The organism is Rhodococcus sp. MEB032 (assembly GCF_030208925.1).
Lineage (GTDB): Bacteria > Actinomycetota > Actinomycetes > Mycobacteriales > Mycobacteriaceae > Rhodococcus_F > Rhodococcus_F qingshengii.
This window is the reverse complement of record NZ_JARVSY010000017.1, coordinates 104,736-114,922: the sequence shown is the minus strand read 5'-3', so window position 1 is coordinate 114,922 and position 10,187 is coordinate 104,736. Positions and strand designations below refer to the sequence as shown.

The 10,187-nt window shown below is 57.6% G+C and carries 9 protein-coding genes; 5 read left to right on the top strand and 4 right to left on the bottom strand.

All coding sequences use genetic code 11. The annotated features are described in order from the left end of the window. Nucleotides 1–37 precede the first annotated feature (37 nt). The 4 genes from QRN54_RS19695 to QRN54_RS19680 all read right to left on the bottom strand — a co-directional run bounded on the left by QRN54_RS19695 (nt 38) and on the right by QRN54_RS19680 (nt 4,218). Nucleotides 38–685 (bottom strand): amidohydrolase family protein, encoded by a 648-nt coding sequence (locus QRN54_RS19695; protein ID WP_285182901.1) that lies wholly within the window; start codon nt 683–685, stop codon nt 38–40. A gap of 171 nt (nt 686–856) precedes the next feature. Continuing rightward, nucleotides 857–2,461, bottom strand: coding sequence for a phytoene desaturase family protein (locus tag QRN54_RS19690; protein ID WP_285182900.1), 1,605 nt, complete (start codon nt 2,459–2,461; stop codon nt 857–859). Further along, on the bottom strand, nt 2,458–2,784 hold the full coding sequence (locus QRN54_RS19685; RefSeq protein WP_285182899.1) for a DUF1330 domain-containing protein: 327 nt from the start codon (nt 2,782–2,784) through the stop codon (nt 2,458–2,460). The genes QRN54_RS19690 and QRN54_RS19685 overlap by 4 nt, the downstream gene beginning before the upstream one ends. A 474-nt stretch (nt 2,785–3,258) precedes the next feature. Next, the gene (locus QRN54_RS19680; RefSeq protein ID WP_285182898.1) at nt 3,259–4,218 is read right to left on the bottom strand and encodes a LysR family transcriptional regulator; all 960 of its coding nucleotides are present in this window, start codon (nt 4,216–4,218) and stop codon (nt 3,259–3,261) included. Between the two features lie 394 nt (nt 4,219–4,612). On the opposite strand from QRN54_RS19680, the gene QRN54_RS19675 reads away from it, so the two are divergent. From QRN54_RS19675 to mhpA, 5 genes are all read left to right on the top strand, one after another. Continuing rightward, nucleotides 4,613–5,347 (top strand): fumarylacetoacetate hydrolase family protein, encoded by a 735-nt coding sequence (locus tag QRN54_RS19675; RefSeq protein ID WP_285182897.1) that lies wholly within the window; start codon nt 4,613–4,615, stop codon nt 5,345–5,347. Nucleotides 5,348–5,931: 584 nt separating this feature from the next. Further along, complete coding sequence (locus tag QRN54_RS19670) at nt 5,932–6,126, top strand: ferredoxin (RefSeq protein WP_285182896.1); 195 nt, start codon at nt 5,932–5,934, stop codon at nt 6,124–6,126. Between the two features lie 5 nt (nt 6,127–6,131). Next, nucleotides 6,132–7,403: an NAD(P)/FAD-dependent oxidoreductase gene (locus QRN54_RS19665; RefSeq protein WP_285182895.1), complete on the top strand. Its 1,272-nt coding sequence runs from the start codon at nt 6,132–6,134 to the stop codon at nt 7,401–7,403. 52 nt (nt 7,404–7,455) lie between these two features. Beyond that, entirely contained in the window at nt 7,456–7,989 is a 534-nt protein-coding gene (locus QRN54_RS19660) for a VOC family protein (RefSeq protein ID WP_285182894.1), read from the top strand. Between the two features lie 374 nt (nt 7,990–8,363). Beyond that, on the top strand, nt 8,364–9,980 hold the full coding sequence (gene mhpA / locus QRN54_RS19655; RefSeq protein ID WP_285182893.1) for a bifunctional 3-(3-hydroxy-phenyl)propionate/3-hydroxycinnamic acid hydroxylase MhpA: 1,617 nt from the start codon (nt 8,364–8,366) through the stop codon (nt 9,978–9,980). The last annotated feature ends 207 nt before the right edge of the window (nt 9,981–10,187 follow it).

The window sequence follows — 10,187 nt, the reverse complement described above, 5'->3', positions numbered from 1 at the left end:
CCACAAAATGCGCCATAAATGGCCGCCAGTGGGGAGCTTACGATGGCCGTCGACAAACCTCGTGGCCGAATCCGAGGGAAGGTCCCCCCAATGCCCATCCGAACCCTAGATAGGGTTCCAACATCGCACCTTGAGGAAGTGTGGGATGAATATTGATCGGGACGCCAAGCTTTTGCGCTGCTTCGAAAATCGGCCAGCATCGACTGTCATCAAGATAGCGTTCGCCGACATGGGAATGGATGTTTACCCCTTTGAAGCCCAGGTCCGCGACGCACCGTTCGAGTTCGTTCGCTGACTCGTCACCACCGAATGGCGCCAGAGTCGCAAACCCGAGAAAGCGATCCGGGTGACGTGCAACCGCAGCACCGAGCACGTCATTTGCGTCCCGAGCCTGTTTCAACGCCAGCTCTGTCTCGAACATGTCGGTACCTGGTGCTGTCAGGGATACGACCTGGGCAGAGATGGAGTGTTGATCCATCAGCGCAATCCGGGTATCGCTGAGATCCAGCAGATGATCCTCGATCGCGGAAGGGTACGGGCATGCAACAGTCGGGGCGCTCGGCTCGGGGTAGTACTTTCGCAGATTCCCCAAGACTTCCTGGCGTGGGGGCTCCGTGCGACTGCGAAGAAGTTCTAGATAACCCTCGGTAAAATAGTGTGTCTCACAGTCGATAATTCCGCTCATTTGTTCTCCTAATTCGCAATTGACGCCGGACACTGGCGTCGCCTATCGGGCAAGAAACGTACTTCGATCGGTATCGGCCTGCTCGAAGGCCAGAGAGGCTCATACCAATTGTCAACAAGGAACTACGACAGCTGTTGTCCGAGGAACAACTGGCTGCCGGATTGAACGAGGCTAAGCGCGGAGCCGATCGAAAGAGGACGGTAGCGTGTCGGGTTCTCCGGCTTCCCCCATGAACTCTTTCGTATCTATACCCAGGTCGTCGAAAACTGCGCGGGCTGCATTTCGGCCCGGCCAACCCGACACTCCGCCGCCTGGAAAAGTGCCGGCACCGGTGAGGTAGAGACCAGGAACTGGCATCCGATACGACGACCAACCCGGCACTGGACGGTTCGCCCCTGCCTGGTCCGGCGTCAATTCTCCACCGAGAAACTCGCCCTCGACGAAGTTCAGATTCATGCGTTCGAGATCCACAGGCGAGTACACAGATCGAGCAATTTCTTCCCCGGGAGCGTAACCATTGACGGCGGCCGCATACTTCTCGACCAGCTCGTCCGCGTAGGCCTCTTTCTCGCGTGCCCAATTGTCTGGGTCTCCATTGAGCCGGTAGGGCACGACCGTCAGCAATTTCAGCGTCGCATGACCTGACGGTGCCCTGGTCGAATCTACGACGGAAGGGCACATCGCCATCATCCAGCGATCCGATCCTGACAACCTGCCTTCGGCGATCTCTTCACGCTGTGCAGCGATACCGGGTGCTGTTCCGAATCCCGCCACTGCCAATCCTGCGTCACCACGGCTCGTTCGGAAGGTAGGAACTTGCTTCAAAATGAGATGTACGACGAACACCGCCGCTCCCAACTTCCACTCACGCAGGCGTTCGAACTCAGGAGGGAGAGAGGTTTCGCCCAGCATCTCCTGAAGCCGACCGACGTAGGCGCTGGAAACTACAGCCTGTTTAGCATCGAAGCGCTCGCCGGAGGCGGTCGTGACGCCGACCGCACGGCCGTCTTCGACGACGATGCGCTCGACTCGCTGCCCGCAATGGATCGATCCTCCATGCGCTTCGATAGACGAGATCAAGGATTTCGCCAGCGCCCCTGTGCCACCAACCGCGTGTGGCCATGAAACCGTCGAAAGCATGCCAGCCCAATGCATCGGAAGAAAGCCGGTGCCGGGCGGATTAGGCGAATCATGGGCACCTGCATTCAACATCAAGGCGCGGGTTCGTTCATCTTCGAATGCATCCTGCACTGCTTGTGCAGCGCTAGGCGCAATGAAGTTCGCGAGCTTCCGTGCGACTTCCGGATCGGCTTCCAATGTCGCATCCGGCGGGGAAGCCATGCGTTTGATGAACAACGGAAGTACAGTTCCCCAGTCCTCGGTGAGTTTCACAAAGGCATCCGCGTCGTGTTGTGAGTACTGTGCGATTTCCGCAGCTGTGTCAGCGACATTTTGATATAGGGCGACGACGCTGCCATCTTCGGTGACCACACCCATAGCGGGATCGGGTGCGACGTAACGCAACCCGTGCTCCGACATCAGACCAAGCTCATCAGCCGCGATCACAGGATTGAACTGGATCAAGGGGTGCAAGCTGGACGCGAGATCATGCACATACCCGGGAAGTAGGTGTTCGTCCGAGGAAGTTCCCCCGCCCGGAGTACTGGAAGCCTCGAGGACGGTAGTCGAGAGCCCTCCTCGCGCCAAATAGGCTGCTGCCACGAGTGCATTCGGTCCTGAACCTATTACGACGACATCGGTCGTTGGTACTGTCATTTTCCGCTTTCTCCTCCGTCTACCATTTCACTCAAGAGGGCCACGGTCGGAGTCATGATTCCCGCGCGATATGCGCGCAGGTCTGCGTACTGCGGCGAGGTGAGCATACGATTGAGCGCCTCTCGATCCTGCCAGCGCTGGACGACTCCTGTAGTTGGTGGCCTACCGGATGGTTCGAATAGTCCTTCTAACGTCTCTTCGTATCGGCCTCGAATCACGATCTCGCCGCCAAAAGACTCGATGATGTCGTGGGCACGCGGTATGTACTCACGCGCCTCACCCGGATCGTCGACCGTCGCGAAACTCATCACATACAAGGTCACAGATACTTCCGTTCTCTCTGAGAAGGCATGCTTCATGCACGAATCCGATCGCACCGTGCGCGATCCTGTTCGTTCGAATCAGGTCAATACCTCTGCGCTACAGGCAATTACGACCTACTGGTGATCAGCGAACCTTGGTTAGGGGTTGCCCGAACCGAGGTTGGGACAATAGTTCCGCCAAACACACTGCTCGTCAATAGATTTCCCTGGATCACTGACAGTATTTTCGTGTGACTGAAAGCCGCAGACTGTCGAAGATTCAGCCGTCGCGCGATGCTCGTCCCGCACTTAGGCCATCCATCGATCCGAAAACGACCCAGCTCCGCAATCCGATGATTCCTAATCACGAAGCAAGACAAGATATTTAAAGTAGAAAGTGAACACGCAGCACACCACCGATAAGGAGCTATCAGCCCCGGAGGACCGCCGTCGACACAATGCCCGCGCGAGACCGCACGCCCTCACTGGCCGAGGCTAGTGCCTGTCGTCCTCATCTAACCAGTATCTCTCGGAGGGGAGGGTAAGCCAATCTCGTTCCGTAGAGATTTCATGGATCAGGTCAATGACACGTCGAAGCTTGGCAGGAGTACGTCCCTGCGATCTCCAGACAACCGAAACGCGGCCCACCGGCACGGGATCTATTATCCTCCGGACCACTATGCCGGACGGCGTAGGCGCCTCGATCGGAGCGAATGAGGGTGCACGGTAACGGAGGACTGCTGCGTTCGCCGATCCTCGGCCGTGTCCGTGCAGACGCCAACCAACAGACAGCCCGAAAGCGTCGACCACCTCATCGATCCAACTCTCCCACTCAGACGCCTCCTCCGCCGTATGCATGACCAACGGGTGAGCGGCAAGGACCGTCATTGGCACATTCTCGTAGCCGGCCAATTCGTGATCGTCAGGGACCACGATCCCGATAGACTCAAATCGCACTGTGAGAAAACTCAGGCTTGCCGGCAACGCAGTACCTCCACCCGGGACCCGACCGAAGGCCAGATCGAGCCGACCTTCGGAGATTTGGGGAAGAACCCCTGTCAGGCCTTGGCCCTGCACCACATGGAGCTCCGTGTCCGGCATCCTGCAGCTCAGTTCCTGGGCAATGATCCCAGCGGTGAGACCTTCCGTAATGACATCCACACGGAGGGGCGGTGCACTGTTGTTCAGTTCCTCCAGCAATGCTCTGGCGCCAGCTAGTAAAACTCGGCCACGCAGGACGAACAAGGAACCTGCAGCAGTGATTTCCACGTGGCGACGGTCGCGAAGGAACAGTCTCACTCCCAAGCGTCTCTCTAAGCTACTAATTTGCGCCGAGAGTGTCTGCTGCGCAATTTGCAGGCGAGCAGCTGCACGCGCGAAGTTCAATTCCTCCGCCAGGATGACGACGTAGCGAACTAGTCGCAGATCGAGATCGATGGTTGTTCCCAGATCCACAGCTACTCACAGTAGATGGCTGTCAACATCGGGTCAAGAGTGTTGGACACTGCTGTCGGGCGATCGGAGGATGGCTGTGTATCTGCAAACGGGTCGGTTGACGCGCACAACCTCCTGGCTCAGTTGTGCGACTGTCCCTGCTAGTGCCGACACATCGACGATGAGCAATTCGGTTGCGTGACAGGCCCGCACGTGCTCGGCAATTCTGATACATCGAACCACCCACACTAGATTGAGGAAGTAACGCTCAGTGGTCAACTTCGGACTAGCCAACGTCGCCCACAACGGCCAATCGGCTCTCGCGGCTGTCGTCGCCGAACACGTATATCTGCTCCCCCTGCTCCTACCTGATTCCTCTCCCGACACCTTCGACGACGCATTTCCTCACTGGGACTTGCTCATCGACGCGATATCCGCGGCGTTGGACAAACCTCGGGCGACCCCAGTGCTCGTCGGGGAGGTCGAATTCCTGCCACCGGCAACCACATCACCCGCGATCTGGTGCGCCGGCGCGAACTACAGTGATCATGTCTCGGAGATGGGAGCCTCCATTGACGACGTGAGGCCTTTTCACTTCCTCTCTCCCCCAACAGTCTTAAATTCACATCTCGGAACGGTGCATCGGCCAACAGGCTCAGCGCAAGTCGATTGGGAAATCGAACTCGCAGTGATCATCGGCCGCACGGCTCGCCGCGTTTCAGCGGATAACGCACTGTCCCACGTCGCGGGGTACGCAGTCGCCAATGACATATCTGTCCGCGACCGTGATTGGCTGCAACACCCCTTCTTCGGCGTTGACTGGACAGCCACCAAAAATGCTGACGGCTTGACACCCATTGGCCCTGTGCTGATTCCGGCAAAATTCGTCTCCGATCCCGCGAATCTGAACCTGAAGTTATCGGTAAACGGACTGCTTCGACAAGATTCCAACACCTCACGCATGATCATCGACGTTCCCACCCAGATCGCCTCACTGTCTAACCTGGTCACGTTGCGCCCGGGCGATATCATCCTTACCGGCACCCCGGCTGGCACCGCCGCGGCGCACCAGAACGCCTATCTCGGCAGCGGCGACGTGGTTCTGGCAACCATCGAAGGGCTCGGGACGCTCGAGAACAGGATCGACTGACAGAGAGTACCCCTTACGCGCTTGACATGGATTCGAAGCACTCGTTCCGTCTGATGCCAAGGTTCCGACACAAAAGGGATCCGTCCCCCGGAAGGTTTCATAGCGCACGGTCGACCCCCACGAGAACACCGGGTGCGCTGTTTGATAGACAACGATTGATTTCTCACCAGCTTGTCCGCCGAGAATCCCGTATCTCTGCCCGCCGCAAGAAATCTCACGTCCCTTCGCGTTCTGTGCTGGCTGGCTGTCGAAAAACGGTGGGGGGACATCGAGCATCACTCCGACACATCTTCACCACTGATCGCGACTATGTGCAGGAAATGTCTTCTATGTGCGCTCAACATGGCGCCTGACAACAAAAAGAACTCGACTCTGAGTCGTGACAGCAGCTGGCTGTCAATCCAACAAGGAAAATGTTGGACGGCTTCTGGCCATTCGAGTGAGATGAATCTCGTAAGCGAGAAACATCACTTCAGACGCGACGGCTCGACGGCTGGCACGCCTGGCCCTGTTTCTCGTGGTGGTACGGACTCCGCGTATAGCCAAGGCGTAGGTCCACAACAATTTTCAAAGGAGCACTAGCTATGAAACTGCGCGTAGACCGGAACCTGTGCATCGCTACAGGTATGTGTGCCGGATTCTCACCCGATGCACTTGACCTCGATGCCATGGGCCAACTCGTCCTCCTCACGGAGAACCCGCCGGCCAGCATGCGTGCCGATCTACAGCAGGCAGTATCAGCGTGCCCTGTTCAGGCACTCTCGCTGACTGAGGAATGATGACCATGGTGGAGAATCGTCTTCGCCATGTCACTGTGGTTGGCACTTCAATCGCCGGACTCACCGCAGCACAAAGCTTGCGAAGCCAAGGCTTCGAGGGGGGCATCACCCTGTTCGGAGACGAACCGATTGGTACCTACCAACGTCCCGCGCTGTCTAAACGATTCCTCACCGACGACAGCCTCGAGGTGGCTGACATTCGCATGAGGTGGGACGTACCGGACCTGATTTTTGAGCTGAACGTCCGCGCAACGCACTTCGACTTAACCCAGCGACAGTTGACCTTGTGCGATCAGGCCACCGGACGAACCTACAACCATAGTGTCGACGGTCTGATCATTGCATCAGGCGCCACAGCACGAAAACTACCGGGAGACACACCGAGTGGTGTCTATACTCTCCGCACCATGGAGGACGCGCTGAATCTGCGCCAAGATCTGAAGCACAAGCCAAGGGTCGCGATTGTTGGTGCAGGATTTGTCGGAAGCGAGGTGGCATCCTCTTGCCGTTCACTCGGGCTCGATGTCACGATGATCGAAGCCAGCTCATCACCGATGGGCCGAGTTCTTGGTGAACGGGTCGGATTAACGCTTGCAGGACTCCACAGCGACAACGGGACACGCCTAAGGCTTGGCGCCGGCGTTGCAGGGTTCACAGGCAGCGAAAGAGTGACTGGTGTGCGCCTCGCACAAGGCGAAGTCATTCCTGCCGATGTCGTCATTGTTGGAGTTGGCTCGCGGCCGGCAACCGATTGGCTGGAAGGGAGCGGGCTCCCCGTCAACGATGGAGTCCTGTGTGGACGCGACTTGTCCATCGGAAATCGGATAGTCGCAGCTGGAGATGTCGCTCGATGGCCAAGCAGCCGCGATGGCTCATATATCCGTGTTGAACACTGGGACAACGCGATACGTCAAGCTAAGATCGCTGCCGCGACACTGCTCGCTCCACCTGGCACTGCGACAAGGTTCTCCGAGACCAGCATGTTCTGGTCCGACCAGTACGACTGCAAACTCCAGCTGATCGGGCACCCGAACCCGGACGATGAAATCTCGATCGCGGAAGGAAGCCTCGAGGAAAGACGATGCGTCGTCGTTTACCGGAACGCTGGTCGGATGACTGCCGCCCTCTTGATGTCGTCTCCTCATCGACTTCGCACCTATCGAGAGGAAGTGCTGGCCGCCTATTCCGGGTCGGCAAAACACGACACCGCGCCTCGTACGGACCTCGAACCCGCTTCTCTTCATGAAGTCGTACAACCCACTTCCACTCGATTTTGACCCTGCCCGACCCCTCTGCTCGATCAACTCAATTTCAAAGGAGCAATCTACAATGCCTGGTATCACTCATCGTTCCACCCGTCCGCCACTACTGAAGACGACCTTCCTTTCACACGGCACCCTCGAATGCCGTGACCTGGTGGCCACTCGCCGCTTCTATGAGGAGGTACTAGGGCTCGAAGTCGCGCAGCAAGGTTTGAATGCGCTGATGGTGCGACTGGGAAGCAATCATTGCTACGCCGTCGTCGAAACCGCAGCCGCCGAGGAGATGTCGATGCTGAATCACAATGGCATCGACCTCAGCAGTGAAGAGGAGGTGCGGGAAGCGCACGTCGCTATCCAGGAAGTGAAGGAGGAGTATGGAATCAAGAAGATGACCAACCCCATCCGCCAGCACGGTACCTACTCTTTCTATCTTCAGGATCTCGATGGAAACTGGTGGGAGATATGCCATTTGCCCGTCGGAGGGTACGACTATCGATTCTCGGCGGATGTAGATCTTAGTGGCCGCGACGACCTCACTCCAGAGGAAATTCAATCGCGCTTCTTCCGCCCAGAAGATCACTTGGCTTCGACCACCGACTAGTAGGTTCTCGGGATCAGCCCAACAGCTGTCCGCACAACCCACACGACGGAGACTACACGCGGAGATCTCCGTCCGATGATGCAAATCTGGGAATCTTACGCAGGTCTCGTAGTCCGTCCACATGGAGCGGACTACGAGACCTGCGCTGCGGTCACGTCTTCACAAACAAAGTTATCAATTCTGTACGTGGTCTGGTAGTCGGACGGCCGTTGTCTACCGGCAAATGCGGGGATGAAAACAGAGCAATCAAACCCGACAGCTTCGACGTTGCTACTTGTCGCTGAAATCATCTGTACCGCAGCAACTTCCTGCCCATTTAACCTTGCTGAGCGTCTGCTTCTGCGAGGTTCCCCATCTCCCCCTTTGAGGTCTTCGTGCATACCCAACCGACAACACCATGGGACTACGACGTTATCGACATCGGCTTCGGCCCCTCGGGCCAGACGATGGCCGCACTGCTCGGAAGCAGGGGTTACCGGGTTGGCATCTTCGAGCGTTGGCCCACCGCATACCCACTGCCGCGCGCCGGCCACGTGGACCACGAGATCATGCGTATCCTGCAATCTATCGGTGTCACCGAGACTTTCGAGCCTCACGCCGTTCCACTTCCCAGCTACGACTGGTTCAACGGCAACGGCGAGCTACTCCTGCACATGGACTGGACTCAGCGTTCACCGTCTGGCTGGAAGTCCGATTATCTGATGTTCCAGCCAGATCTTCAAGCAGCTCTACTGGACGCCGTGCGAGAACATCCTTCAGTGGAGTTGAACTTCGGGTGGAGGGCAACTCGGGTCCGGCAGTTTGACGATCATGTCGAAGTCGAAATCGAGCACGGAACAAGCGAAGAAGGCGAATGGAAAGCAGATGGCCCCTGTCGTACCGTCACCGCAGGCTTCCTGATCGGCAGTGATGGAGCGAACTCTGTGGTCAGAGACGGTATTGGCGTAAGTTGGGTCGACCTGGGATTCGAAGAAGACTGGCTTGTTGTCGATTTCAAGCCGCACGATCCCGAAATGGAAATCGATATGCCTGGCGCCGGCCAGTACTGCGACCCCGAACGCCCGGTATCGACATTCCGTTGGCTTGGTCGATCTCACTCTCGTGTCGAGTTCATGCTCCTCCCTGGCGAGACCGCAGAACAGATGACCGCCGAGTCTCGTTGTTGGGAGCTGCTGTCCCGCTGGAAGATCACTCCGGACAACGCCACGATTATTCGACGCACTGTGTACACCTTCCAATCAAAGCTTGCGGACCAGTGGCGCCGGGACCGCGTATTGCTGATTGGCGATGCAGCCCACCTGATGCCTCCCTTTATGGGACAAGGAATGTGTTCCGGGATCAGGGATGCCGCCAACCTAGGATGGAAACTTGATCTCGTGCTGTCCGGACGCGCAGAGGCTACGCTCTTGGATAGCTACACAGAAGAACGTCGACCGCACGTGGAGACGGTCATCGAGTTGTCCATGGAGCTCGGTCGTATTGTCTGTATCTCCGATCCTGCGCTCGCCGCGGAACGCGATGAATCGTTCAGATCTGGTCGAGCCCCTACACTTCCAGAGTTCCCCTCATTGACCGAAGGTTTCTTGCACCGCGCAATCGACGGTCAGCCGACCGCCGCGGCCGGCACTCTCAGCGTCCAGCCGCGCGTCTGCTACCAGGGCCGGACCGCACTTCTCGACGACATCATCGGGTCGGGCTGGACATTAATGAGCCGCGTTCCTATTCACCGTCTTGAACTAAGCCCCTCTCACTCTTCCTTCCTCTCCGCGTTAGGTGTACGTACGCTGCACATCACGCAGGCGGAAGTGGCAGAAGCCGTGATAGACATTGATGCGGACGTGACACGGTGGCTCGACGGACTGGACTCCGACGTCGTACTCGTCCGCCCTGACTTTTACGTATACGGGATCGCATGGCGTTCGGACGCCGGAGCGCTCGTCGAATCTCTGCGGCAACAACTGGAACCGCATTTGATCAAGACATCGGTATGAGCTGCAGGCACAATAGCCCAGCCGCGCAGGTACGTGCCGACGACGTTCTATCTCCTTCGGCGTCAGAATGGCTCTCGGAAGACCGGTGAGGGGTCAGTTCCGAGGGCTGTTCCGGCGATTGATCCTATCCTGCCAGTGAAGTTGGATACCGTTGCGAAATAACGTCCTTGGAGCTGTGGGTCGTGGGAGCGGTTGAGGACGATACAT

Coding starts and splice junctions, on each gene's coding strand:
- QRN54_RS19695 (WP_285182901.1), bottom strand. CDS start 685: ATGAGCGGAATTATCGACTGTGAGACACACTATTTTACCGAGGGTTAT.
- QRN54_RS19690 (WP_285182900.1), bottom strand. CDS start 2,461: ATGACAGTACCAACGACCGATGTCGTCGTAATAGGTTCAGGACCGAAT.
- QRN54_RS19670 (WP_285182896.1), top strand. CDS start 5,932: ATGAAACTGCGCGTAGACCGGAACCTGTGCATCGCTACAGGTATGTGT.
- QRN54_RS19665 (WP_285182895.1), top strand. CDS start 6,132: ATGGTGGAGAATCGTCTTCGCCATGTCACTGTGGTTGGCACTTCAATC.
- QRN54_RS19660 (WP_285182894.1), top strand. CDS start 7,456: ATGCCTGGTATCACTCATCGTTCCACCCGTCCGCCACTACTGAAGACG.